At 70.5% G+C, this 24410-nt stretch carries 23 protein-coding genes and 3 pseudogenes; 14 read left to right on the top strand and 12 right to left on the bottom strand.

Translation table 11 applies throughout. The annotated features are described in order from the left end of the window. Positions 1-23: 23 nt before the first annotated feature. The 5 genes from ACWDEW_RS13675 to ACWDEW_RS13655 all read right to left on the bottom strand — a co-directional run bounded on the left by ACWDEW_RS13675 (position 24) and on the right by ACWDEW_RS13655 (position 4800). Positions 24-812, bottom strand: coding sequence for an aldose epimerase family protein (locus ACWDEW_RS13675; protein ID WP_450512519.1), 789 nt, complete (start codon positions 810-812; stop codon positions 24-26). 21 nt (positions 813-833) lie between these two features. After that, entirely contained in the window at positions 834-1649 is an 816-nt protein-coding gene (locus ACWDEW_RS13670; RefSeq protein WP_450512517.1) for an SRPBCC family protein, read from the bottom strand. Between the two features lie 221 nt (positions 1650-1870). After that, positions 1871-3466, bottom strand: a complete 1596-nt coding sequence (locus tag ACWDEW_RS13665) for a polyamine aminopropyltransferase (protein ID WP_450512515.1) — start codon at positions 3464-3466, stop codon at positions 1871-1873. Between the two features lie 103 nt (positions 3467-3569). Further along, on the bottom strand, positions 3570-4106 hold the full coding sequence (locus tag ACWDEW_RS13660) for a DUF2617 family protein (protein WP_450512513.1): 537 nt from the start codon (positions 4104-4106) through the stop codon (positions 3570-3572). Positions 4107-4506: 400 nt separating this feature from the next. Continuing rightward, positions 4507-4800, bottom strand: a complete 294-nt coding sequence (locus tag ACWDEW_RS13655; RefSeq protein ID WP_450512511.1) for a hypothetical protein — start codon at positions 4798-4800, stop codon at positions 4507-4509. Between the two features lie 129 nt (positions 4801-4929). Between ACWDEW_RS13655 and ACWDEW_RS13650 the strand changes: the two genes are divergently transcribed. From ACWDEW_RS13650 to ACWDEW_RS13610, 9 genes and pseudogenes are all read left to right on the top strand, one after another. Continuing rightward, a complete protein-coding gene (locus tag ACWDEW_RS13650; RefSeq protein WP_450512509.1) occupies positions 4930-6123 on the top strand; it encodes a pyridoxal phosphate-dependent aminotransferase in 1194 nt (397 codons plus the stop codon). 276 nt (positions 6124-6399) lie between these two features. After that, positions 6400-6639 (top strand): annotated as a pseudogene (locus tag ACWDEW_RS13645) (Txe/YoeB family addiction module toxin); the annotation flags it as partial. Between the two features lie 383 nt (positions 6640-7022). Then, positions 7023-9683: a PKD domain-containing protein gene (locus tag ACWDEW_RS13640; RefSeq protein ID WP_450512507.1), complete on the top strand. Its 2661-nt coding sequence runs from the start codon at positions 7023-7025 to the stop codon at positions 9681-9683. A 110-nt stretch (positions 9684-9793) separates the two neighbouring features. Then, a pseudogene (locus tag ACWDEW_RS13635) lies at positions 9794-10231 on the top strand (aminotransferase class I/II-fold pyridoxal phosphate-dependent enzyme); the annotation flags it as partial. Positions 10232-10355: 124 nt separating this feature from the next. Further along, complete coding sequence (locus tag ACWDEW_RS13630; protein ID WP_450512505.1) at positions 10356-10745, top strand: hypothetical protein; 390 nt, start codon at positions 10356-10358, stop codon at positions 10743-10745. A 392-nt stretch (positions 10746-11137) separates the two neighbouring features. Beyond that, positions 11138-13144, top strand: a complete 2007-nt coding sequence (locus ACWDEW_RS13625; protein WP_450512503.1) for a hypothetical protein — start codon at positions 11138-11140, stop codon at positions 13142-13144. A gap of 93 nt (positions 13145-13237) precedes the next feature. After that, a complete protein-coding gene (locus ACWDEW_RS13620) occupies positions 13238-13495 on the top strand; it encodes a type II toxin-antitoxin system Phd/YefM family antitoxin (RefSeq protein ID WP_450512501.1) in 258 nt (85 codons plus the stop codon). Between the two features lie 10 nt (positions 13496-13505). Then, positions 13506-13766 (top strand): Txe/YoeB family addiction module toxin, encoded by a 261-nt coding sequence (locus ACWDEW_RS13615; protein WP_359823546.1) that lies wholly within the window; start codon positions 13506-13508, stop codon positions 13764-13766. Between the two features lie 147 nt (positions 13767-13913). Then, positions 13914-14349: pseudogene (locus tag ACWDEW_RS13610) on the top strand (aminotransferase class I/II-fold pyridoxal phosphate-dependent enzyme); the annotation flags it as partial. 12 nt (positions 14350-14361) lie between these two features. Here the strand turns inward: ACWDEW_RS13610 and ACWDEW_RS13605 are convergent. The 3 genes from ACWDEW_RS13605 to ACWDEW_RS13595 form a co-directional block, all read right to left on the bottom strand. Then, complete coding sequence (locus ACWDEW_RS13605) at positions 14362-14826, bottom strand: hypothetical protein (RefSeq protein ID WP_450512499.1); 465 nt, start codon at positions 14824-14826, stop codon at positions 14362-14364. A 107-nt stretch (positions 14827-14933) separates the two neighbouring features. Continuing rightward, on the bottom strand, positions 14934-15383 hold the full coding sequence (locus ACWDEW_RS13600; protein ID WP_450512497.1) for an N-acetyltransferase family protein: 450 nt from the start codon (positions 15381-15383) through the stop codon (positions 14934-14936). Between the two features lie 31 nt (positions 15384-15414). Continuing rightward, positions 15415-15573 (bottom strand): hypothetical protein, encoded by a 159-nt coding sequence (locus ACWDEW_RS13595; protein ID WP_450512495.1) that lies wholly within the window; start codon positions 15571-15573, stop codon positions 15415-15417. Here ACWDEW_RS13595 and ACWDEW_RS13590 point away from each other — a divergent pair. Then, positions 15511-16095: a hypothetical protein gene (locus ACWDEW_RS13590; RefSeq protein ID WP_450512930.1), complete on the top strand. Its 585-nt coding sequence runs from the start codon at positions 15511-15513 to the stop codon at positions 16093-16095. The two genes, ACWDEW_RS13595 and ACWDEW_RS13590, sit on opposite strands and share 63 nt — an antisense overlap. A gap of 120 nt (positions 16096-16215) precedes the next feature. Here ACWDEW_RS13590 and ACWDEW_RS13585 read toward each other — a convergent pair whose 3' ends face one another. Then, positions 16216-16746 carry a type III secretion system chaperone family protein gene (locus ACWDEW_RS13585; protein WP_381245393.1) on the bottom strand — a complete coding sequence of 177 codons (531 nt, stop codon included), beginning with the start codon at positions 16744-16746 and terminating at the stop codon, positions 16216-16218. 108 nt (positions 16747-16854) lie between these two features. Here ACWDEW_RS13585 and ACWDEW_RS13580 point away from each other — a divergent pair, with 108 nt between their 5' ends. Further along, positions 16855-17319, top strand: coding sequence for a hypothetical protein (locus tag ACWDEW_RS13580; RefSeq protein ID WP_450512493.1), 465 nt, complete (start codon positions 16855-16857; stop codon positions 17317-17319). A 10-nt stretch (positions 17320-17329) separates the two neighbouring features. Here ACWDEW_RS13580 and clpB read toward each other — a convergent pair whose 3' ends face one another. Then, positions 17330-19927, bottom strand: a complete 2598-nt coding sequence (gene clpB / locus ACWDEW_RS13575) for an ATP-dependent chaperone ClpB (protein WP_450512491.1) — start codon at positions 19925-19927, stop codon at positions 17330-17332. Between the two features lie 121 nt (positions 19928-20048). Here clpB and ACWDEW_RS13570 point away from each other — a divergent pair, with 121 nt between their 5' ends. Continuing rightward, positions 20049-20462 (top strand): pyridoxamine 5'-phosphate oxidase family protein, encoded by a 414-nt coding sequence (locus ACWDEW_RS13570; RefSeq protein ID WP_450512489.1) that lies wholly within the window; start codon positions 20049-20051, stop codon positions 20460-20462. A 140-nt stretch (positions 20463-20602) separates the two neighbouring features. Here the strand turns inward: ACWDEW_RS13570 and ACWDEW_RS13565 are convergent, their stop codons facing one another. After that, positions 20603-20938: a Rieske (2Fe-2S) protein gene (locus ACWDEW_RS13565; RefSeq protein WP_026178811.1), complete on the bottom strand. Its 336-nt coding sequence runs from the start codon at positions 20936-20938 to the stop codon at positions 20603-20605. Positions 20939-21238: 300 nt separating this feature from the next. Here ACWDEW_RS13565 and ACWDEW_RS13560 point away from each other — a divergent pair, with 300 nt between their 5' ends. Further along, entirely contained in the window at positions 21239-22276 is a 1038-nt protein-coding gene (locus ACWDEW_RS13560) for a helix-turn-helix transcriptional regulator (protein ID WP_450512486.1), read from the top strand. Continuing rightward, a complete protein-coding gene (locus tag ACWDEW_RS13555) occupies positions 22273-23256 on the top strand; it encodes a helix-turn-helix transcriptional regulator (RefSeq protein WP_450512484.1) in 984 nt (327 codons plus the stop codon). Before ACWDEW_RS13560 ends, ACWDEW_RS13555 begins: the two co-directional genes overlap by 4 nt. Here ACWDEW_RS13555 and ACWDEW_RS13550 read toward each other — a convergent pair. Continuing rightward, positions 23219-24277: a LuxR C-terminal-related transcriptional regulator gene (locus ACWDEW_RS13550; protein WP_450512482.1), complete on the bottom strand. Its 1059-nt coding sequence runs from the start codon at positions 24275-24277 to the stop codon at positions 23219-23221. The two genes, ACWDEW_RS13555 and ACWDEW_RS13550, sit on opposite strands and share 38 nt — an antisense overlap. Positions 24278-24410 lie beyond the last annotated feature (133 nt).

Genomic DNA, 24410 nt, shown 5'->3' with positions numbered 1-24410 from the left:
GCTTAGAGGCGATGCCCACGGGCCTAGAAGCGCGTCCAGGTCCAGGTCATCGTGGCTTCCAGCGGCTCGATCGGGGTGACCAGGCGGGGCAGGGTGTTGAGGCCGTTGGGCGGACCGGTCTGCGGTTCCACGCAGACGGCGGCCTCCTGCTCGTCGTAGACGACGACCCACTTCTCCGGGCTCGTCACCCTCAGCGCCAGCTGCCCCGGCCAGGTCAGGGTGACGTCGACGCCGTCCGGCATGCCGAAGCAGTCGTCCCAGGGGCTGGGCTTCACGTCGATGCGGTTGCCGGTGGGGAGGTGGTCGTCGCCGCGCTCCTCCTGCCAGGCGGGGGCGAAGTCGACGAGCACGTCCTCGCCGCCGAGGTTGCGGTGGAACCACGGGTGCCAGCCGATCTGCGCCGGGAACGAGTCGCCGTACGCCTCGATCCCCATGGTGAGCGTCAGGGAGTCCCCGGTCAGCGCGACGGTCTGGGTGACGCGGCCCGGGAAGGGCCACGGCTCGACCAGGTCGTACGTGATGGCCGTCTCGTCGGCCGTCCTGCGGGCGGTGCGCCAGGCGCCGTCGCGGACGGTGCCGTGGATGGCGTGCGGCGGGGAGTTGAGGGGCATCTGGTGGACGGTTCCGCCGTCCAGGAAGCGGCCGTCGCGGATCCGCCCGCACCAGGGGACCATCGGGAAGCACCCGAACCGCTCGCCCTGGCGCAGCAGTTCGGTGCCGCCGACGCGCAGTCCTCCGATACGGCCGCCGTTGCCCGGCTGCACCGTCACTTCCGCGTCGCCCGCGGTCAGCGTGATCTCTTCGTTACTCACGGCACGACCCTACTGGGCCGCTCAACGGCGTTTGCGCAGCACCCTGTTCACGACGATCGCCGACGCCAGGACCAGCGCGGCGGCGGGGGCCGCCCAGCGGAGCGTGGCGTTCGCGGAGACGGTCTGCGGCGCGGGCACGGGCGCGTACCGCCCGCGCGGCGGCGCGTGGTCGACCTCCTCCGCGCTGCGGCCGATCATCGTGCGGCGCGCGTGCGCGGCCTCGGCCGGGGGCTGAGGTGCCTCGGCGAAGGTCTCGGAGACATGGAGTTCCTCGATGGCGCCCACCACCTCGTCGACGTCGACGTCGTCCACGTCCACCTCGTCCACGTCCACCTCGTCCACGTCCACGTCATCTACGTCATCCACGTCGTCGATGTCGTCCGTGGCTTCCGCCGGCTCCGGCTCGTCCGCCGGCTCCTCCGCCGCCCCCAGATTCGCCGCGAACCGCTCCAGCAGCCTGGTCGTCGCCGTGTGCACCGCGGCCGGCGCCAGTTCGGTGACCCGGCCGTCCGCCGTCGCCGTACCGTCGAAGGTGACCGTCGAGCCGCCGTCGGACGCGCGGACGCGCACGGTGAGGGCGAGTTTGACGGAGCCGGTGCCGCGGGCCTCGGTCGCGTCGCCCTCGACGGCGTACGAGCCGTCGTCGCGGGCGGAGACGCGGACGGCCCCGCGGTAGGTGATGGAGTGGCCGCCGACGCGCACCTTCAGGCGCCCGGCGACGGGTTCGATGCCGGCGTCCTGCTGGAGGCCGGGGACGGCGCGGGCGACCCGGGCGGGGTCACCGAGCGCGGACCGCAGCCGCTCGGGCGAAACCGGAACGTGCACCTCAAGCTCCATGCTTGCGGAGCCTACCTAGGTTGACCCCGGGTACACCTGGCGTTGGGCGGAAGTGGCGCCGTGTTGGTGCGGGCGTCGATGGGGCTGCCGCCCCCGCACCCCCGCTTCGGCCTGGACGGCCTCGTCCTCAGACGCCGGACGGGCTGAAAGATTACCGGCGTCGGATCAGTACCGAGGATGCATCCGCGTCGGACCGGTACCGCGGATGCACGGGCGTCGGATCAGTACCGCGGGTGCACCAGCGTCGAAGCCCGCAGGCCCGGCACCCTGGTCCGCTCCGCCGCCCGTTCGTCGCTCTTCAGCCCCGGCTCGGCGGGGACCGCCCCCCGGGCCGCCAGCACGAACCCCCAGTCGCGCGGGGAACGGGATGTTCCGGACGCGCGGTCGGGGCCCGCCGCGAAGCCCGAGGCACGGCCGCCGACGCGGTAGGGGACGGGGTGGAGGCCGGCCGCGCGGACCGTGGAGACCACGGTCCAGAAGACGCGGCGCCGGGAGGAGACCGGCCCCGCGTGCACGACGAGGCGGCCCCGCGCGGTGAGGGCGCGGCGGGCGAGGCCGTAGAACTCCTGGGAGTACAGCTTGGTGCTGGCGGTGATGCCGGGGTCGGGGAGGTCGGCGATGACCACGTCGTACGTCCCGGGGTGGACCCGGCGCAGCAGGTCGAAGGCGTCACCGGTGGTGACGTGGACGCGCGGATCGCCGTAGACGTGGTCGTTGAGCGCGGCCAGGGCGGCGTCGTGGCGGGCCAACCGGACGACCGCCGCGTCGCGTTCGACGATGTCGACGCGGCGCACGCCCGGGTGGCGGAGGACGTCGCGGGCGGCGAGGCCGTCGCCGCCGCCGAGGACGAGCACGCGCGCGTGGGGGCCGTCCATCGCGGGGTGGACGAGGGCCTCGTGGTAGCGGCGCTCGTCGCGGCCGCTGACCCGCAGGCGGCCGTCGAGGAAGAGGTCGAGGGGGCGGCCGTGGTCGCCGCCGGTGAGGACGACCTCCTGGACGTCCGTCTGGAGAGCGACGCGGACGTCCTTGCCGTAGACGGCGTGCCGCGCGGCCCGTTCGAAGTCGTCGACCAGTACGGCGGCGGAGGCGAGCAGGCCGAGAACCGTGAGGTTGGTGAGGAGCAGGAGCCAGCGGCCGCGGCGGGTGAGGTCGCGGCGGAACAGGCCCAGGACCAGACAGCCGCCGGCGACCACGTTGACCGTGCCGGTGAGCAGGGTGCCGGTCAGCTGGCCCAGGAAGGGCAGGAGCAGGAAGGGGAACGCCAGGCCGCCGACCAGGGCGCCGACGTAGTCCGCCGCGAAGAGGTCGGCGACCGCGCCGCCCGCGTCCTGGCGGCGGATGCGCTGGATCAGTTCCATCAGCAACGGGACCTCCGCGCCGATCAGCAGACCGATCGCGAGGGAGAAGGCGACCAGGAGACAGCGCGGGCCCTGCGCCCAGAGGCCGCCCCAGTTCCCGGTCCAGGCGAAGACGGCGTACAGCGCCATCGCGCTGCACCCGCCGATCAGCGCGAGGGCCGCCTCGACCGCGCCGAAACCGGCCGCCGCGTGCCAGCGCAGCCGCTTCGCCGCGAGGGAGCCGATGCCCATCGCGAAGACCATGACGGAGAGGACGACGGAGGCCTGGGTGACCGAGTCGCCGATCAAGTACGAGGCGAGGGCGACGAGTTCGAGTTCGTACACGAGTCCGCAGGCCGCGCAGACGAAGACCCCCGCGAGCACCAGGAACCGGCCCGTGCCCGGCCGTACGGGCAGCCGCGCGGGGCCTGCCCAGGGCGGCTGGGTACCCGGCCGGGCCGGCGCGTGCGGTTCGATCACGCTGCGACGTTACGTCACGGGACGGGCACGCCTCGTCACCCACACGTGTGGAATGTGTTTACGACGGCCGGGACCGGTGTCGTATCCCCGCGGCCCCGGATCCTCAGACAGGAGACGGCACCGGATGGGCCACCGGCACCCGTACGCCCACCCTGGTCCGGGTCGCCACCAGCTGGCCGTCCTGCGGATAGGCGTGCCAGGTGCGCCAGTGCACCTGGCCCTCGTACCGCTGGGCGAGCAGCGCGGTGAAGGCGTGCGGGCTGCCGGGGAAGACCCCCGCCAGACCGTTGGGATGGTCGGCGACCAGGGCCAGCAGTTCCTGGGCGCGGCCCGCGAACTGCCCCGGGGACAGCACCTCGACCCGGGCCGCGAACTCGTACTCCCAGTCGCCGACCCGCTTGGCGACCCCGAGCGGCAGCGGTGTGCTGGAACCCGGGATGCACGCGACCGTCTCCGAACAGCTGCCCCGCTCCTCGTCCAGGAGTACCTGGTGGGACGCGCCGAGCAGTCTCAACTGGAGCCGCGCACCGGCGAGTTCCAGATCGAGTGTGGCCAGCGCGGGAAGCGGCTCGCGCCCCAGGGTCCAGGCGAGGTCGGCCGCGCGCGTGTCGGTGTAGGAGGTATTCAGGGTCGTGAGCATGGATCGGCTCCGCTAGCACGCAAAGAAAAGGCAGGAGGGAGGTGTGGGGGTCTGGCACACCCCGGCCGACACCGGGACATCGGCCCGGTCGGCCCAGTCAGGAGAAGGTGTCTGCAGGCGCCCGAGGGGCTGCGTCGGTGAGGTAGAGGGAATCATGAACGGTGGCGCCACCACAGTCTTTTTACCCAACTTCGTGGGGTTTCCATCCCTCAGGGGGCTCCACAGCTCAACTGTTCAACCAAGGCGTACGCCCAGGCGTGTAAGGCGCGCGCCGGAGCGCCCGCCGGGAGCGGTCTCCCGACGGGCGCCGTGACCCCGGACGCGGCCCCTTCCGCGGTGCTCGGCTGCCCCGTGTCAGCTGCCACCGCGTCCGCGTCGCCGCGTCCGCTGCCCCGTCCGCTCAGCTGCCTCCGCCGCAGCCGCCACCGCCCCCGCAGGACGAGCCGCCACCACACGACGAGCCGCCACCGCAGGAGGAGTGCCCGCCACCGCAGGAGTGGTGGCCCCCGTGGTGCCCCCCGGAGTGGCCTCCGGAGGACGAACCGCCGTCCCCGGCCCACCAGCTGCTCGTACCGGCCGCGGTCCCCCCACTGCGGAGACCGGCCCCCTTGCCGGCCCTGCTCCCGCGCCCCGCGCGCACGATCGCCGCTACGAAGACGACCGCGATCACTGCCAGGATGACGAAGAAGAACATGGCGTCACCCTCCTTCCGATTCCCCCGAAGCGGCCCCCCGTGGGCGCCTCGTGTGGTGCGTGAAGCAGGGATGCCCGGCCGTCTCACCAGCCAAAGCAGAGTTGAGGAAGTCCAGAGCTTGGGCGCAGGATGACGGCCATGACCTCCAGCGCACGCCCCCTCCTCAACCGCCGACTCGCCGAGTTCGGAACGACGATCTTCGCCGAGATGTCCGCCCTCGCCCTGAAGACCGGGTCGATCAACCTCGGCCAGGGTTTCCCCGACACGGACGGCCCCGAGGAGATCCGCGAGGCGGCGGTCCGCGCGCTGCGCGACGGACGCGGCAACCAGTACCCGCCGGGCCCCGGCGTCCCCGAACTGCGCACCGCGATCGCCGCCCACCAGGAGCGCCGCTACGGCCTGTCCTACGACCCCGACGCCGAGGTCCTGGTCACCGCGGGCGCGACGGAGGCGATCGCCGCGGCGCTGCTGGCGCTGGTGGAACCGGGCGACGAGGTCATCGCGTTCGAGCCGTACTACGACTCCTACGCCGCCTGCATCGCGATGGCGGGCGGCACGCGGGTACCGGTCACGCTCCGCCCGCACGAAGGGTCGTTCCGCCTCGACCTCGACGAACTGCGCGCCGCCGTCACCGACCGCACCCGCCTCCTCCTGATCAACACCCCGCACAACCCGACCGGCACCGTCCTCACCCGCGAGGAACTCACCGCGATCGCCGAACTCGCCGTGGAACGCGATCTGTTGGTGATCACGGACGAGGTCTACGAGCACCTGGTCTTCGACACGGCCGAGCACATCCCGCTGGTGACCTTCCCGGGGATGCGGGGGCGCACGGTGTCGATCGGCTCGGCGGGCAAGACCTTCTCCTTCACCGGCTGGAAGGTGGGCTGGGTTACCGGAACCGCAGAACTCGTGACCGCCGTCCGTTCCGCCAAGCAGTTCCTGACATATGTCGCCTCCGGGCCCTTCCAGTACGCGATCGCCGAGGCGTTGGCGCTCCCCGACAGCTACTTCACCGCCTTCCGCGAGGACATGCTGGCCAAGCGGGACCTGCTGGCAGCGGGTCTGACGGACGCGGGCTTCAAGGTCTTCCAGCCCGCCGGCACCTACTTCATCACCACCGACATCCGCCCCCTCGGCGAGAGCGACGGCTTCGCCTTCTGCCGCGCCCTCCCGGAGCGGGCCGGGGTCGTCGCCATCCCGAACGCCGTGTTCTACGACCACCGGGAGGCCGGCGGACCGTTCGTACGGTTCGCGTTCTGCAAGCAGACAGGAGTGCTGGCGGACGCGGCGGAACGGCTCCGCAAGGCGTTCGCGCACTGACCGCCGCCCCATGGGGCCGGTCGTTCTTGCTGAAGGTCCTACTCTCGCGACAGGACCGGCCCCTCCGCTGCTGCTGCAACGAGTTCACGCGGCCGACTTGGCCTTGAGAACTACGAGTCCCTGAAGGGGACGACGTACCTGCTGCGAAGCCCGGCGAACGCCCGGCGCCTGCTCGTCTCCATCGACGAGCTGGAGAACGGCGGCGGCACCGTACGCGAGCCGGCCACCGACGAATGAGGCCGCGAGTTGAAGATCACCTTCTCCTCTCGCGGCTAGGAGGACTACCGGTGGTGGCACCTTCAGGACCGGAAGATCCTGAAGCGCATCAACACGCTCATCGCGGGCAACGCCCGGAACGGCAACGAGGGCATCGGCAAACCGGAACCGCTCAAGCACGGCTTCCAGGGCTACTGGTCGCGCCGTATCAACGACGAGCACCGACTGATCTACAAGGCCACCGAGGACGCCGTCCTGATCGCACAGTGCCGCTACCACTACGCAGGTCGCAACGGTTGAGGCCACGTTCTTGATCCTCACCCGATCACAGGGGGACGCGGTGGTCCGGTCCTCCCCGGGTGGACAGCCGTCCCCGGCTGTCCACGATCCCGGACGTGGTTCTACTCTCTTCTCGGCTCCATCAGGAGTCACTGGAGTATCAGGCTGTGGGCGCCGGATTCGATGCCTCCGGCCGGGGGGAGAGCGCGCCCGTGCCATACAGGAGACCACTCATAGCTTCAGCTGTCCTCGCAGTCCTGCTCGGCAGCCTCGGCAACGGCCCCGCCCACGCGGACACGAGCACCGCTCTGTACGTCGACGATGCCTCTGCCGTGTGCAGCGACACCGGTCCTGGTTCCCAGGCGGAGCCTTTCTGTCAGATCCAGCCGGCTGCGGACGCTGCGGTGCCCGGGGACGTCGTCCACGTCGCCGCCAACACCACGCACTACGCCCCGGTGACCATCGCCTCGACCGGCGACTCCGACGCGCCGATCACCTTCATTACGGCCGCCGGCAACGGATCCAGCAGCATCGTCGGGGGCGCCGGCACCGTCGCGATCACCCTCTCCGGGGCCCGGTACGTCAGCATCGTCGGGCTCGGCGCCTACGCGTCGCACGCGGGCGCGCTCGTCATGACGAACTCCCAGCACATCAGCTACAGCCGCGCCTCCGTCCGGACCACCCTCGGCACCGCGACCACCGCGGCGATCGCCGTCGACGGAACCTCCTCCGACATCTCGCTCACCCGGCTCACGGTTCCGCTCTCGCCCGGGGTGGGCTTCGCCAGTGCGGCCGGGGCGGAGGGCATCACGCTCGCCGACGACGTCTTCTCGGACGAGGTCGGAGGCGGTGTCTCGGCCGTGGGAACCGCCGGCATCGCCCTCGCGGGCGACACCATCTCGACAGCCTGCGGCGATGCGGTCAGTCTGACCGACGGCAGCTCCGGGTCTGTCGAGAACACCGTCGCGTACGCCCAAGGGCCGACCACGTGCTCCGGTACCGGCACCCCGGCCGAGATCACGGTGGACGCCGCCTCCGCAGCCCAGGTCACCGCGGACTACAACGCCGTCAATCCGCTGTCGACCGGCACCGACTACGACTGGGCGGGCTCGGCCTACGGCACGAGCCAGGCGTTCGGTACGGGCACCGGGGAGGGTGCCCACGATCTGGACCAGACGGATCTGACGCTCACCTCGGTGGTGTCGGAGCACTCACCGCTCATCGACTCGGCGAACGCCGAGGCTCCCGGTGAACCCTCCACCGACTTCAACGGTGCGGGGCGGGTCGACGACCCGCTGGTCGCCGACACCGGTAGCGGCGCAGGCGATTACGACCGAGGGGCGACGGAGTTCCAGGACCCGCTGGCGGTGACCGAAGTCATCCCTGCAAAGGACGTCTACGTCGGTGTACCGGTCACGTTCACCGCCGTGGTGAGCAACCCCTGGTCGGACTCCCAGAACCTCGGCTACACCTTCGACTTCGGTGACGGCGGCACCGCCACGTCGACCACCGGCTCGGCCACGCACACGTACACGCAGGAGACCGGCAGCACCGACGACACGCTCCTCGTCGTGGTGGACAGGGCCGACGGTACGAAACTCGGCGCCGCGGACGCCTCGTTCCCGGTCCTCCCGGTGCCGGCACTGACCGGAGGCATCGGCTGCGGGACCAGCCCCTCCGCGCCCGACACCGCGTCCTGCTCCTTCGACACCAGCTACTTCTCCTCCTACCCGGTCACCAGCGACCGGATCACCTTCGGGGACGGCACCTCGGCAGTCTCCGTCAGCGGCACTTCCGGAACCGTCCATCACGCCTATGCCGCCGCCGGCACGTACACGGTCACCCAGAAGGTCACCGACTCCGTCGGACGCACCGCGACCGCGACGGCCAGGACCACGGTCGGCACGGCCTACGTCACCGCGGGCCCATGGCGGGTGCTGGACACCCGCAACGGCACGGGCGCCGCCAAGCGGAAGGTCGGCCCCGGTGGGGTGGTCCGCCTGAAGATCCTCGGCGTGGACAGCATCCCGACCACAGGCGTCACCGCGGTGACCATGAACGTCACCGATGCCGATGCCACCGCCGGCAGTGTGGTCACGGTCTACCCGGACGGCACCAGCCGCCCGACCGCGTCCGATCTCAACTTCCTTGCCGGGCAGGTCAACCCCAACCTGGTCACGGTCCGGGTGGGCAAGGACGGCTACGTCGACCTCTACAACGCGCACGGCTATGTGAACCTCATCGCCGACGTGGAGGGCTACTCCACGACCTCGCCCAGTACGACCGACGAGCGCCTGAGCAGCCTGGCCTCGATCACCCCCACCCGGGTGCTGGACACCCGGAACGGTACGGGCGCCGCCAAGGGCAAGGTCGGGCCCGGCAGCATCACGACCGTCACCTTTCCGAAGTACGCACACGGAATCGCCACGATCGGTGCCGTCCTCGATGTCACCGTGACCGGCGGCACCACCAGCGGCGTGGTCACCGTCTTCTGCGGATCCAGCCGCCCGCCGAGCACGTCGAACCTCAACTACCGTACCGGGCAGACCGTCTCCAACCTGGTCGTGCCGACCGTCTGCACCGGCGGCAAGATCAAGATCTACAACAGCGCCGGCTACGTCAACCTGATCGCCGACCTCCAGGGGCTCTACACCAACGAGTTCGCCGGCGACTCGGCGGCGGGCGACAGCACCTCCCTCTCGGGCGCCCCGTTCGTCCCGACCACCCCCACTCGATTCCTGGACACCCGTTACGGCACGGGCGCCCCCGCCAAGCGCCTCGCCGCGAACAGCACCCTCGCGGTGAAGGTCGCCGGCGTCGGCGGGGTGCCCGTCGGTGCCGGGGCGGTGCTGGTCAACCTCACCGGCACCGGGCCGACCGCCAGCACCCACCTCACCGCCTACGGTGACGGCAGTCTGCCAAACGTCTCCGACCTCAACCTGACCACCGGCGAGACCCGTCCCGTCCTGGCCGTGGTCCCGCTCGATTCCAACGGCTACATCCACATCCACAACGCCAACGGCTCGGTCAGCGTCATCGCCGACCTGGAGGGCTACTTCGGCTGACCCCCTCCGGACCGCCGCCCTCACCCCGAGGGCGGTGGCCCGCCCCAGGGCGCTGGAGGAGCCTGCGATGTGCCTGTTGCGTGACATGCGAATGAGTGCACGAACGCGGCGTCGCATGGGTCACCGGCGCCCCCGATCTCGTCGCCGCCGTCCGCTCGGCCAAGCAATTCCTGACGTATGTCGCCTCCGGGCCCTTCCAATACGCCGTGGCCGAGGCCCTGCGCCTGCCCGACTCGTACTTCGCGGACTTCCGCGCGGACATGCTGGCCAAACGGGACCTGCTCGCGGGCGGCCTGGAACGGGCGGGCTTCAAGGTCTTCCGTCCGGCCGGCACGTACTTCATCACCACCGACATCCGGCCCCTCGGCGAGAGCGACGGTTTCGCCTTCTGCCGTGCGCTGCCGGAGCGCTGCGGAGTGGTCGCGATCCCCAACGCGGTCTTCTACGACCACCGCGAGCAAGGCGCACCCTTTGTCCGCTTCGCGTTCTGCAAGCGGACAGGCGTGCTGGAGGAGGCGGCCTCCCGACTCAAGACACTGGCCCCGTAACAGCCAACAGCCGTACCCGCGAAGGCACCGGCCGCGCGGCCTGGTTGCTCCGAGCCGCCGCGCACCCGCACCTGTCGGAGCATCACGCTTAGCTCGCAGATGGCGCATGCCCTACCGTGGCGCGGTGGACGGACGAGCGCGACTGCTGACGCGGAGCTGCACGACCGGGTGGGGCGACTGGATTCACGGGGAGCTGTGGCTGCTCCCGTCCTCGTTGGTCCGCCGACGGCTCGGGTTCGCTGCCACCCTGGCGAACAGGAAGGGGCCAACGGTGGTCGTGCCGTTGCCGGAGACCGACGTCACCGCGGCTGCCACCGCGCGGATCCTGGCGGAGCACCGGACCAACAAAGTGATCCCTCTGGCCGGCATTGCCTCCGCCCATCTGCGCCACGGCATCACCGCGGACCGACTCACCTTGCGCATGCATGACGAGACCCAGCACAAACTTCTCTGGCTCCCCACCGACCCCGCATATGCCGTACTCGCGCAGGTACTCACCCCCTGGCTCCGCTGACTCAGCAGCCCACCGTCGTCGGGCAGGACGAGGTTGTCGAGGCCGAGAAAACACGAAGCGCCCGACGCCGTTCGGGGTCCTTCCGGTGTGACGGGGTCACCGGGCCTGGTCACCGTCGTACGGTCGGCGAAGCAGTTCCTGACCGAGGCCGGCAGCCGCTTGCTGCGCCTGGCGTCCTGATTCCGCCGTCGGTGCCCTGGTGCCGACGGGAGCGCCGCCGACGGGTTTTCCACCCCTTCCACCCCTTGGGACAAATGGCGGGGTTATTGACGCACAAATCGGCGTCCGTCCAAGATCTCCAAGCTGCAGCCACATCGGCCCCTGCGGGGAAGCCGCGTGCTGACCGCACCCGGCGCCCCCGCCGAGCCGGAGGCAGGCCCAGGAGGAGAGACGTGGGTATATCCCGATCTGTCAGATCGCTCGCCGTTGCCGCGAGTGCCACAGTGCTGTGCGCCGTCGCGCCCACGTCGGTAGCTGTCGCGGACGACACCGGTGCCGTGATCACGGTCGACGGCATCTCCTCGGACGCCGGAGGCGACGGCACGGTCCACGCCGGGCAGACTGTCACCGGCACGACGGATGTCACCTTCACGGTGCACGCGGACCCGGACGACGAACCGACCGTGGCCGTCGTCAGCATCACCGGCAGCACCATGAACCAGGGCACCGGCACGGTCAGGCAGACCTTCAGTCTGAGCCCGGGCGACTGCCTGCCCTCCTGCACCCTGCACGCGAGCCTGGACACCGCCGCCACCCAGCAGTTCGGAGGCTCCACGAACGGAGTGGCCGCGCCGCTGGTGAACGACGGCGCGAACTCCCTCCACATCGAGGTGGACAGCCCCCGCCCGCGGACCGTCACGGCCGATGCCGCCATCACCGTCGACAACGAGCGGCCGGTCGTCACCCTGCCCGACCTGCCCGGCGACGACGCCTGGACCAGTCACCAGCCCGTGGGCCTGTCCGCGGACGGCGAGTTGTCCCTGCGAGCCACCGCGACCGGCGACAACGGTGTCTCGCGCGTCCGTTACTTCAGCTCCAGCAGAGCCTGGCCCGCCCCCGCCGACCTGACCGCTCCGGCAAGCGGCACGACGTGGACCACCGCACTGGACACGAGCGCGGTCCCGGCCGGCCTGTACGCCGGAGACCTCTACGTCGTGGCCTACGACAAGGACGGCCGCGCGGGTTCCCCGGTCCGGGCCACCACCCTGGTCGACCACGGCTTCACCATCACGCCGAAGCTCGACACCGTCATCCACCCGGGCAAGACACCGGTCAACGTGAAGTACGCCTACCCGTCGGCGCTCAACAAGACGTTCCCGTCCAACCTCAACTACGCCTACCCGGTCAGCACCACCGTGTCGCTCGACGGCAAGGCACAGACGACGACGCCGGTCGGCGCCTACACCTACGAGGGCAACACCAACGGCTTCGTCGCCGACCTCGGCCAACTCCCCTACGGCGCCCACACGCTGACGTTCGACACGGTCGACAACCGCGGCGCCCACGGCCGGGCGGACCTGCCGGTCAGGGTGGTGTCCGAGGTCACGCCGGCCTGGACGGACGGCTTCCAGGACTTTCCCGTAGCGGGCAGCAGCCGGACGTACGCCGCCACGACATCCGCCGCCGACGGCGTCAGCCGGGCCGAGCACTGGACCCTCGACGTCGACGGCACGACGTTCGCCACCGGCAGCTATCCCACCCAGCCCTCCGGCACCTGGAAGACCACGACCACCGGGGTGCACGACGTCACGCTGACCATCGTCTCCCAGTACGGCGACACCACCGTCAGCACCGTGCCGATCCGCGTCCTGGCCGCCACGACGACCCAGCTGACCGGCCCGGCCACCAGCACCTACGGCAGCAAGGCGACCTTCACCGCCACCGTGGCCCAGACCGGCGCCAAGCCCGCGGCCGGCGCCAAGGTCGGTTTCCAGTACAAGCGGGCGGGAACCACCGCCTGGAAGACCCAGGCGACCGTCACCGCGGACAACACCGGCAAGGCCTCCTACACCACGACCGCCAAGTACAACGGCGCCTGGCGTGCCGTCACCGCGGCGAAGAACCTGACGTGGGCGTCCTCCACCAGCAAGACCCTGACGTCGCACGTCAAGGCGGTACTCACGGTCAGCAGGCCGGCCGCCAAGGCGGTCCACGGCAAGCCCGTGTCCTACACCGCGCTCAGCTCCCCCTACGTCAAGGGGACCGCACTGCGCTTCCAGGCCCGTCAGAAGAACGGCACCTGGGTGACCCTCACCAGCGCCACCCTCTCCACCGGCGGCAGCGCCACCACAAAGATCACTTTCTCCCGCGCGGGGACGTGGACGCTGCGGGTCTACCGCCCGGGTACCACCGATCTGACGGACACGTACTCCTCGTCCTGGACGGTCAAGGTCAGCTGATCCGGAAGCCGCCCGGCCTCGGCCGTCATTCCGGTGCTTGCCGCACCACGAAGAGCGACGTACAATTTCCTGTACGTCGAAGGAGGGGTGATCGTGAAGACCATGACGTACTCCGAGTCGCGCGCCCGGTATGCCGAGGTGCTCAACTCCGTCACCGATGACCGCGAAGAGGTCGTCATCACCCGGGCCGGACACGAGCCGGTCGTCATCGTCTCCCTGGAGGACTACGAGTCCCTCAAAGAGACGGCCTACCTGCTGCGAAGCCCGGTGAACGCCCGGCGCCTGCTCGCGTCCATCGACGAGCTGGAAAACGGCGGCGGCAGCGTACGGGCGCTGGCCACCGACGAATAAGGGCCGCGAGTTGAAGATCACCTTCTCCTCTCGCGCCTGGGAGGACTACCTGTGGTGGCAGCTTCAGGACCGCAAGATCCTGAAGCGCATCAACACACTCATCGCGGACGTCGCCCGGAACGGCAACGAGGGCATCGGCAAGCCGGAACCCCTCAAGCACGGCTTCCAGGGCTACTGGTCACGCCGCATCAACGACGAGCACCGGCTGATCTACAAAGCCACCGAGGACAGTGTCCTGATCGCGCAGTGCCGCTACCACTACGAGAGCTGACAGGTTGCGGCGAAGACGGATTCGCCACCAGTGCGCGGGCCGCGACCGTACCCGGGCAGGACGATGGAGCCGCGCCCGGTGGCGGTGGCGCTGGAGTCGCCGTGGCGGGACCGGCGCGCCGCAAACAAATAGGTGCACGAGCACGGCGTCGCCTGGGTGACGGGAACCCCGGACCTGGTCACGGCCGTACGCTCCGCGAAGCAGTTCCTCACGTACGTGGCGTCGGGTCCGTTCCAGTACGCGGTCGCGGAGGCGTTGCAGCTGCCGGACTCGTACTTCGACGGTTTCCGCGCCGACCTCCGCCGCAAGCGCGACCTGCTCGCCGACGGCCTGCGCGGCCGGCTTCGAGGTGTACCAGCCCCAGGGCACGTACTTCATTACCACCGACATCACCCCCCTCGGCGAGAAGGACGGCCACGCCTTCTGCCGCGCCCTCCCCGAACGCTGCGGAGTCGTCGCCATCCCCAACTCCGTGTTCTACGACGATCCCGACGCCGGCCGCAGTCAGGTGCGCTTCGCGTTCTGCAAGAAGGACGAGGTGCTCACCGAGGCAGCCGGCCGGCTGCGACGGCTCGCACCCTGAGCTCGCGGCGCGTCACGCGGCACGCTCCGCCGAGCCCCGCTGCCGGCTACGGGCGGCGATCCGTTCGCGGGCGGCGGCCCATCCGAATCCCAGGGCCACGAGCACGGAGAGGTTCGCGAACACGGTCGTCGGCCCCGCGTCCGGCAACTCCAGCCACGCCACGACCGCCGCCAGGGCGGGAGCGGCGATCAGTGTCAGTTCAGGCAGCCGGGCAAGCCAGTACACAAGCCCCACGGCCAGGCCCGTCTCCGCCATCCCGAGCCAGTCCGCACCGCACGGCACGCCATCGCTGCACGGCTGGTCCGGCGTCGCCGCGTTCGCCCACACCACGGTGATCAGCAGCGACCACACCGACCACACCGGCCGCGCCCAGGGCGCGGCGCGGGCCCGCGACCAGCGGGCGGCGTCCTCCCTGGACCAGACGGACGCACCTGCGGGAACGGAGCCCGACGGTATCGGGACGGGGATCTCGGACACGCGAGGATTATCCGGTGCGGACACCCTCCTGCCATTGCCGGTTTCCGGCAGTGTTCCGGGCCCCGGGCCGCACGGTGACGGTACGGTGGGTGCGCGCCGCGAGCCCGTCACGCGAGCCGGAGGTCTATCCAGGGGATGTGGTCCCCAGGCAGCAGATACCGCTCGGTCTCGACGAAGCCGTGCCGCAGCGCGAACCTGAGTCCGTCCTCGTTGGAGGACAGGACGACGGTCTCGATCACTTCGGCGCCCAGCTCGCGGGCGCGGTCGAGCCCGCGGGCGTAGAGCTCCTGGCCGAACCCGCGCCCGCGGTGCGCGGCGAGCACACGGGCGATGACGGTGGCCGTGCGCGTCTCGTCCGCCGGCGGGCGGACCGTGCTGCAGCCCACGAGTTCGCCGTCTCCCTCATCGAGGTAGGCGATCTCCAGGTGGTGGCGCTGGGCGCGTTCCCGTACGTCGTCCAGGGAGAGGACGTGGGTGGGGATGATCGTGTTGTGGACGTGCCGCCAGTCCTTGAACATGGCGTCGTCGTACGGCTGTTGAATGCGAAGGCCGGGCATCCCGGCAGCGAACCCGAGGACCTCCGGAACGTCAACTCCGCCGGGCGTCCGCCGTCCGGGCCGAGGCGAAGTCGCCGACGAGCACGATGCCGCCTCGGAAGCCGCCCTTCGCGAGCAGGGTGTGCGCATGGGTGACCCGTTCGAACGGGAACGTCTTGGCGACCCGCAGATCCAGCCGGCCGCTCTCCACCAGACCCACCAGCTCGGCCCGTTCGGCGGTGTCACCGCGACGAAGGAACCGCCGTCGCGTACGGCCCCGATGGCCGGGGATCCGACCGACGCGGCTTCGAGGAGTACGTCGACCCCGCCCGGCACGGCCGCGCGCACCGCGTCGGCGATGCGGTCGCCGCGGGCTGCGAAAGTCGCGCCGAAGCCGGTGAGATACGGCTCGTCCTCGGGAGCGGCGACGGCGACCACCCGCAGCCCCTGGTGCCTGGCCGGCTGGACCGCGAACCCGCCGATGGTACCGGCCGCCCCGGTGACGGCGATCCGGTCACCGGCCCCGAGCCCGAGGCACCGCAGCGCCTGCGCCGCGGTGTGGGCGTTGAGCGGCAGCGTCGCCGCGACGGCCGGTGCGACTCCCGCCGGGGCGGGCGCGAGAAAGGCCGCGGGCAGCACCACGAATCCCGTCGTGGCCGCCCTGCAGAACGCCCTGGACTGGCTCTCGCGCCCCCGCGACGACTCCCTCCTCGCCGCCCTGCACACTGCATGACCATGTACGGGGACGACGAGAGCCCGGTCCCCGCGCACGACGGTGATGGTCGTCGCGTACCGGGCCGGGCTCTCGTTCACGCAAGTACTACGGGTACTACGGGTACTGCGGGACCGAGGACTACTCCTCGTCGTCCTCGGGCTTCTCCGCGGCCTCGTCGACTTCCTCGGTCAGACCGAGCTGCTCGACGAGCCAGCGGTCGAACTCGATGGCGGCGCGCACCCAGCTGACCGTCGAGGAGACGAAGTGGTTCAGGTCGACGCCGGTGCCGATCAGCATCTGCGCCTCACCGATCAGACGGACGGTGCCGTCGTCGTGAGTGTGGCTGTAGACCTTGGGCCACAGGGTGCGGCGGTTCCAGTCGTCGATGGACTCCAGCAGCTGCGGCTTGGAGTCGATCTCGTGGGGACGGTCGTAGAACGTCCGGACCGAGAAGACGAGCTGGTCGTCCTCTCCGCGGAACATGAAGTACGTACGGAACTGCTCCCACGGCGCCGCGAGGTCTCCCTCGTCGTCGACGACATACTTCAGCTCCATCTGGTCGAGGAGCTGCTTCACGAGGTCCTGATCCGGGACGACGGGGCCCGCCGGTCCTTGCTGCGGCTCGGGCTGGCCCCCGAAGTTCGGAATCGAGGACGGGTCGATGCTCACCGTGTATTTCCCTTCGTACGGATTCCGCCATCCTCCCCCATCCGGGGAGGGGCGTGGCAACCCCTGCCGGGTCTGTCCGCCACGGGCTGACCGGATACGGTCATGCACATGCGGACTGCGACGCGGTGGCTGCTCTGGGGGATGTGGTGGGCGTGCGTGGTTTTCGTGATGGGGGCGGCCTGGTGGTTCGGGCGCACGATGCTCTACGCCGCCTCCAGTGACGACCCTCCCGGCACCGTCACCAGGGCCGGCTGCGCCGAGGCCATGGACTTCTCCGGCGCCGCGCTGCCCGAGAACACCCGCGACGAGGACTGCACCTCGTACACCTGGGGAGGCCAGGCGTACGACGGCAGTTTCCGTATGCCGCGCGCGGCGGTGCGGGGATGGCTGGCCGGAGCGTTCCCGGACGCCGCGGACTTCCCCTGCGACGGGGACGACGACAGGTGCGTGCATGTCATCCGCGACGCGTACGCACACACGCCCGGTGCCTACGCCGTGACGGTGAGCGTGCACTACGAGGGCGGGTCCGCGGGGGACACCGCCCTCGTCACCTTCGACGCGAGTTCCTACTGAGCGCCGGACGTCACAGCGTCTTCCCCGTCGCCGGACCCACGATCAGCCCGTCGCCGAACGCGTCCACCCGTACCGTGTCGCCGTCCTTGACCTCGCCCGCCAGGATCTCCTTGGCGAGGCGGTCGCCGATCGCGGTCTGCACCAGGCGGCGCAGCGGCCGCGCGCCGTACGCCGGGTCGTTGCCGTTGTCCGCGAGCCAGGTCAGGGCCTCGTCGGTGATCTCCAGGGTGAGGCGGCGTTCCGCGAGGCGCTTGGCCAGGCGGCCGATCTGGAGCGCGGCGATCCGGCCCAGCTCCTCCCGGTTCAGGGCGGAGAAGACCACCAGGTCGTCCAGCCGGTTGAGGAACTCCGGCTTGAAGGAGGCCCGGACCACCTGGAGGACCTGTTCCTTCTTCTCGTCCTCGCCGGTGCTCGGGTCGATCAGGAAGTTGCTGCCGAGGTTGGACGTGAGGATCAGGATGGTGTTGCGGAAGTCGACCGTGCGGCCCTGACCGTCCGTCAACCGGCCGTCGTCCAGCACCTGGAGCAGGACGTCGAAGACCTCCGGGTGCGCCTTCTCGACCTCGTCCAGCAGGATCACCGAGTACGGGCGCCTGCGCACCGCCTCCGTGAGCTGGCCGCCCTCCTCGTAGCCGACGTAGCCGGGAGGCGCGCCGACCAGCCGGGCCACGCTGTGCTTCTCGCCGTACTCCGACATGTCGATGCGGACCATGGCGCGTTCGTCGTCGAAGAGGAAGTCCGCGAGGGCCTTGGCGAGTTCGGTCTTGCCGACGCCCGTCGGGCCGAGGAACAGGAAGGAGCCGGTGGGGCGGTCGGGGTCCGCGATGCCGGCGCGGGTGCGCCGTACCGCGTCGGAGACCGCCTGTACGGCCTCCTGCTGGCCGATGAGCCGGCGGCCCAACTCCTCCTCCATGCGCAGGAGTTTCTGCGTCTCGCCCTCCAGGAGGCGGCCTGCGGGGATGCCGGTCCAGGAACCCACCACGTCCGCGATGTCGTCGGGGCCGACCTCCTCCTTGACCATGGTGTCCTTGGCGGCTTCCTCCTCCGCCTGGGACGCCTCCTCCAAGTCCCGCTCCAGGGAGGGGATCTCGCCGTAGAGCAGCTTGGAGGCGGTGTCGAAGTCGCCGTCGCGCTGGGCGCGTTCGGCCTGGCCGCGGAGTTCGTCGAGCTTCTCCTTCAGCTCGCCGACCCGGTTGAGGGACTGCTTCTCCTTCTCCCAGCGGGCGTTGAGGCCGCGCAGCTCCTCCTCGCGGTCGGCGAGGTCACGGCGCAGCTTCTCCAGCCGCTCGATGGAGGCGGCGTCCTTCTCCTTGTCGAGGGCCAGCTCCTCCATCTTCAACCGGTCGACGGAGCGCTGGAGTTCGTCGATCTCGACCGGCGAGGAGTCGATCTCCATCCGCAACCGGGAGGCGGCCTCGTCGACGAGGTCGATCGCCTTGTCGGGGAGGAAGCGGGAGGTGATGTACCGGTCGGAGAGGGTCGCGGCGGCGACCAGCGCGCTGTCCGCGATGACGACCTTGTGGTGTGCCTCGTAGCGGCCCTTCAGACCGCGCAGGATCGCGATGGTGTCCTCGACGCTCGGCTCCGCGACCAGCACCTGCTGGAAGCGGCGTTCCAGCGCCGGGTCCTTCTCGATGCGCTCGCGGTACTCGTCGAGGGTGGTCGCGCCGACCATGCGGAGTTCGCCGCGGGCGAGCATCGGCTTCAGCATGTTGCCGGCGTCCATCGAGGAGTCACCGCCGGCACCCGCGCCCACGACGGTGTGCAGCTCGTCGATGAAGGTGATGATCTGGCCGTCGGAGTCCTTGATCTCGGCCAGGACGGTCTTGAGCCGCTCCTCGAACTCGCCGCGGTACTTCGCGCCCGCGACCATCGCGCCGAGGTCGAGCGAGACCAGCCGCTTGTTCTTGAGGGACTCCGGCACGTCCCCCTTGACGATCCGCTGGGCCAGCCCCTCGACGACGGCGGTCTTGCCGACGCCGGGCTCGCCGATGAGGACGGGGTTGTTCTTGGTGCGGCGGGACAGCACCTGGACGACCCGCCGGATCTCCTGGTCCCGTCCGATGACCGGGTCGAGCTTGCCCTCGCGCGCGGCGGCCGTGAAGTCCGTGCCGAACTTCTCCAACGCCTTGTACTGCCCCTCGGGGTCGGGTGTGGTCACCCGGCGCCCTCCCCTGCTCTTCTGGAACGCGTCCAGCAGCTTCTTCGCACTGGCCCCCTGCTGGGAGAGTACGTCCCCGGCCGCGCCGCCCTTCGCGGCGATGCCGATCAGCAGGTGCTCGGTCGAGAGGTACTCGTCGCCGAGCTCCTTCGCGCGCTCGTCGGCGTCCGCGAGCACCGCGAGCAGTTCGCGGCTGGGCTGCGGGGGCGCGACGGTCGACCCGGTCACGCTGGGCAGCGCGCCGAGGACCCGCTCGGCCCCGGACCGTACGGCGGCCTGGTCGGCGTCGACGGCGGCCAGCAGGTCGGTGATGTTCTCGTTGTCCTCGCCCGCGAGGAGCGAGAGAAGCAGGTGCGCCGGGGTCAGATCGGCGTGCCCCCCGGTGACGGCGCGGCTGCTGGCCGCGTTGATCGCTTCCCGGCTCCTGTTGGTCAGCTCGGCGTCCACGTTCCCGTACTCCTCCTCCTACAGCCTTCGTGCACGGACTGACTCGGCCAACGTGCACAAAGTTGAGTCTATTCCACTCAAGGCAGTGACGGGGCGGATCGGGGGACTAAGTTCCGGGACCATGGCCTCATATCCGGTGAACCCGGTCGATCCCGACCCGTCGTACCTCACCTTCTGGCAGGAACGGCATCTGTGCACCCTCACGACCCCGCGTCCCGACGGCAGCCCGCACGTCGTCCCTGTCGGAGTGACATACGACCCGCAGGCGCGGCTGGCTCGGGTGATCGCGGACAAGTCGAGCCGGAAGGTGGCGAATGTGCTGGCCGCCGGCCCGCTCGGGGCACGGGTCGCCGTGTGCCAGGTGGACGGGAGGCGCTGGGCGACGCTGGAGGGCCGGGCCTTCGTCCGCGCGGAGCCGGACCGGGTCGCGGAGGCGGAGCGCCGGTACGCCGGGCGCTACGGGCGGACCCCGTCGCCGAACCCGTCGCGGGTGGTGATCGAGATCGAGCTGACGCGGGCGCTGGGGCGGGGGTGAAGCGATCACTTCAGGCCACTGCGACCGGTCCCATACCCTGACATTTCGCCCAAACTGCAGCGGCGTCACCGTGTTCAGGTCACGGTGACGCCGCTGCGGGGGGAAGCACCTGAGCGATCTGTTGCGACGGGGGAATCGCGTCAGGCACTGCGGGGGGTGGCTGAGATGGTCTGGACGTCGGGGGCATCCGTTTCCACCAGCCGGTGGTCTCGCTGGTCAAGATTCACAAAGATCATTCCGTACCGAATGGCACATCGGACCGGCTGCGGCGCCCCCCGAGGCCGTCGCAGACACCGGTACGCCCGTACGTCCTCGTCCTCGTCGCGGGTCACCACCACCGGCTCGCCGAACACTGTCACCATGAGCGAGTCACCGCTGTGGGGGATGGCGGTGGCCAGATCGATGAAGTGCCAGCCGGAGCGGTAGGCCGTGGCCATCTCGCGTCGGAAGGACCGGTCGTCAGGAGGTGTCGTCATGTCAGGACCACTGGGTGTCGCCAGGCAGGGCCACGACGATTTCGTCACTGACGGCCCCGTCGGCCCGTACCGTCGACCACTGGGTGTCTCCGGCTCGCGTGTCGCTCTTCGCACCAGAGAGGCCACTCAGCGTTCCGAAGGCCACAACGGCGGAGAAGGCGGCGACAAGCACCGAGCGAAGCATTCTCTTACGCATAGTCGGCTTCGTCCTCACTTGAAGGTCCCCTCTTCCCCCGTCTGATAAGACGATGGCTCATTCAGGCACGTCATGACCACACAATGAGTGCATCATGTTCCTGCATGTTCAGGACCCTGGGGGGTGGAGATTTGACGACAAATCCGACAGAAGCGACACATCCCCACACGATCACTGAACTGTGTGAGGAGGGAAGGCGGGTATATGCCACAGCTCTGCGCACAGGACGCGTCGCCCGCGCGGACGTGGCGGCCGCTCCCTGCCTGATGGAGTTCGCCCTCCTGCACGCCGATCCCGACGACGAGAACTGGCTCCGGCCGGTGCCCCCCTCGGTGGCGCTGTCGCTGCGGCTCAACCCGATCGAGCGCGAGATCTCCGAGCGCAGGCGCACCTCCATGGAACTCGCCGAGATCTTCGAGCCGTTCATGATGCTCACCGCCCAGGGCTCGTCGCCCGAGCACTCGATCACCGTGCTGGAGGGCCTGGACCGCATCAACTCCGCCCTCGACCTGGCCACCGACCAGTGCCGCAACGAAGTACTGACGGTCCAGCCGAGCGTCCGCCATCCCGAACGGCGGATCATGGAGGGCCTGGAGCGCGACAAGACCCTCACCGACCGCGGCGTGCGCATCCGGACCCTGTACCAGCACACCGCCCGGTACATCCCGGAGCGGCTGGCCTACGTGGACCAGTTCGCCAACGGCAAGGTCGAGTACCGCACCATCGACGAACTGGTCGAGCGCCTCGTCATCTGCGACGAGACCGTCGCCTTCATCCCCATCCGGGACGACCGGCAGGTCGCCCTGGAGCTGCGCCACCCCGGCCTCGTCAGCTACCTGATCAAGGTCTTCGAGTTCATGTGGAGCCGCGCGGTCCCGCTCAGCGCCGGCAGCCCCTACGAGACCGCCCCCGACGGCATCACCGACATCCAGCACTCCATCGCCAAGCTCCTCGTCGAGGGCCACGTCGACGAGGCGATCGCCCGCCGGCTCGGCATGAACGTAAGAACCTGCCGGGCCCACATCGCCAAGCTCGCCACGGCCCTGGGCAGCGGCAGCCGCGCCCAGCTCGGCTTCCTCATAGCCCAGTCGGGAATCCTGCAGCAGGACCAACCGACGCGGGAGGGAGACACCGGGCCGTGACCGAGGCGCACACGCACGGAGTGGAGGAGCTGTGCGCGGAGGGGCTGAGCCTGTACGCCCGCGCACTGCGCGAGGGGCAGGTGCCGGCCGCGGACGCGGAGAGCACGCCCTGCCTGGCCGATCTCGGTCTGGTCCACCCCGACGTGGTGGACGCCCGCCTGCTGCGTCCGGTCGCGCCCGGTTCGGTGCTGCACCGGCTGCTGCGGAGGTCGGCGGAGCGCGTCGCGCAGGAGCGGCGGTTCGAGGACCGTCTGGAGTCCGTCTTCGAACCGCTGATGCGGATCGCCGGCCACGGCCCGGGCACGGAACACGTCCCCACGGTCGAGGTCCTGAGCGGCCTCGACCGGATCGGCACCGCCATCACCCAGGCCATGGCGACCACCTCGGGCGAGGTCCTCGCCATCCAGCCGCACATCACGCACACCACGTACACGGCCCCCGAGTTCCACGCCGAGGCGCTGGACCGCGACCAGGCCCTGCTGGACCGCGGCGGCCGGCTCCGCACGCTCTACCAGCACACCCTGCGCCACGCCCCGTCCGTCGTCGCGCGCTACGAGCGGCTGCGCGGCGATGTCGCGGCCCGCACCCTGGACGAGATCCCGGACCGCCTGATCGTCGTCGACCGCACCGTGGCCTTCCTGCCCGCCAACGAGGACCGCACCCTCGCGCTGGAGGTCCGCCACCCCTCCCTGGTCGCCTTCTGCGCCACGGTCTTCGACCGGCTCTGGCACCTGGCCACCCCGATGTACCCCGAGACAGTCCAGCGCCCCTCGCTCAACGGCGTCAGCGCACGCCAGCGCGCCATCGCGAGCCTGCTCGTGGAGGGCCACACCGACGCCGTGATCGCCGACCGCCTCGGCATGAACATCCGTACCGCCCGCGTCCACATAGCCAAGCTCGCCGCCACCCTCGGCAGCGAGAGCCGGGCCCAACTCGGTTACCTCATAGGGAAGTCGGGGATTCTTGATCCGCCGGGGTGAGCTGGGCGGGCACGTCCGGCACGCGTGACGCGGCGCCGTCCAGGCCCGCCTGGGCGATACGGACGCCCAGTTGGGTACGGCTGGCCGCGCCGAGGGTCTCCGACAGCCGGGCGATGTGGGCGCGGCAGGTGCGGACGCTTATGCCGAGCCGTTCCGCGATCACCGCGTCCTGGTGGCCCTCCGCGAGCAGGGCCGCGATGGACTGTTCGCGGTGCGAGATGCCCTCGATGCCGGTGTCGGGCAGGGGGGCGGCGACGGGGATCGCGAGGCGCCACAGGCGGTCGAAGACCGTGACGAAGTAGTCGATCAGCGCCGGGTGCCGCAGTTCGAGGGCCATGGTGTGGTCGGCGTTGGCGGGGATGAAGGCGACCGTGCGGTCGAAGAGGATGAGGCGGTCGACGACCTCGTCGAGGGTCCGTGCCTCGACCGCGTCGCCCATCAACTCCAGGTAGTTCAGCAGGCCTTGGCCGTGCCGGGCGACATGGGTGTACAGGTCGCGCATCCGCACCCCGCGCGAGCGCAGGGCCAGGGCGCGGTGCAGGCCCTCGGTGAGTTCGGGTTCGCGGCGGATGCCGCCGGGCTGGACGGTGAGGACCTCGCCGGTACAGGCCTCGGTCGCGTCGTCCATCGCCGCCTGGATGCGGGCGAGCCCGTCCAGGACGCGGATCGCGGCGCCCTCCAGGGCCCCCGACGCCGGCGCGGACGCCTCGATACGGCGGCTCAGACCGGCGTACCGCTCGAAGGCGTCGACCGCCGAACCCACCCGCCGGTGGCTCTCGCTGACCTCGTCGTAGACCCCGCGCAGCAGCCGCGTCATGACCTCCTGCGGGGAGGTCGGCACCAGCCAGTCCATGTCGTCGGGGTCGGGGTGGAGGAGGGCGAGCTCCAGCAGACACGGCACCGGTTCGGCGTCCGTGCGCGGCACCCGGCCCCGCCGTACGGCCCGGGAGTACACGAGGTCCCCGGCGTCGCAGAGCCGGTCAGCACCGTGTGGATGCGCGTCCGTCCCGTGCCCGGTCATTGCCCATCCCACCCCCGGTTCCCGGCTCTTTGCAGCGCAACTATGCGCGGACCCGACCTGCTCCGCAACACGGCTCCCGCTCGAACACGCCCCGAAAACCACCGATATCACCCACTGTCTCCCCACCTCCGCG

Source organism: Streptomyces sp. NPDC001100 (assembly GCF_053598575.1).
Note: the sequence above shows the minus strand (reverse complement) of the source record. Positions and strands in the feature narration are given on the sequence as shown.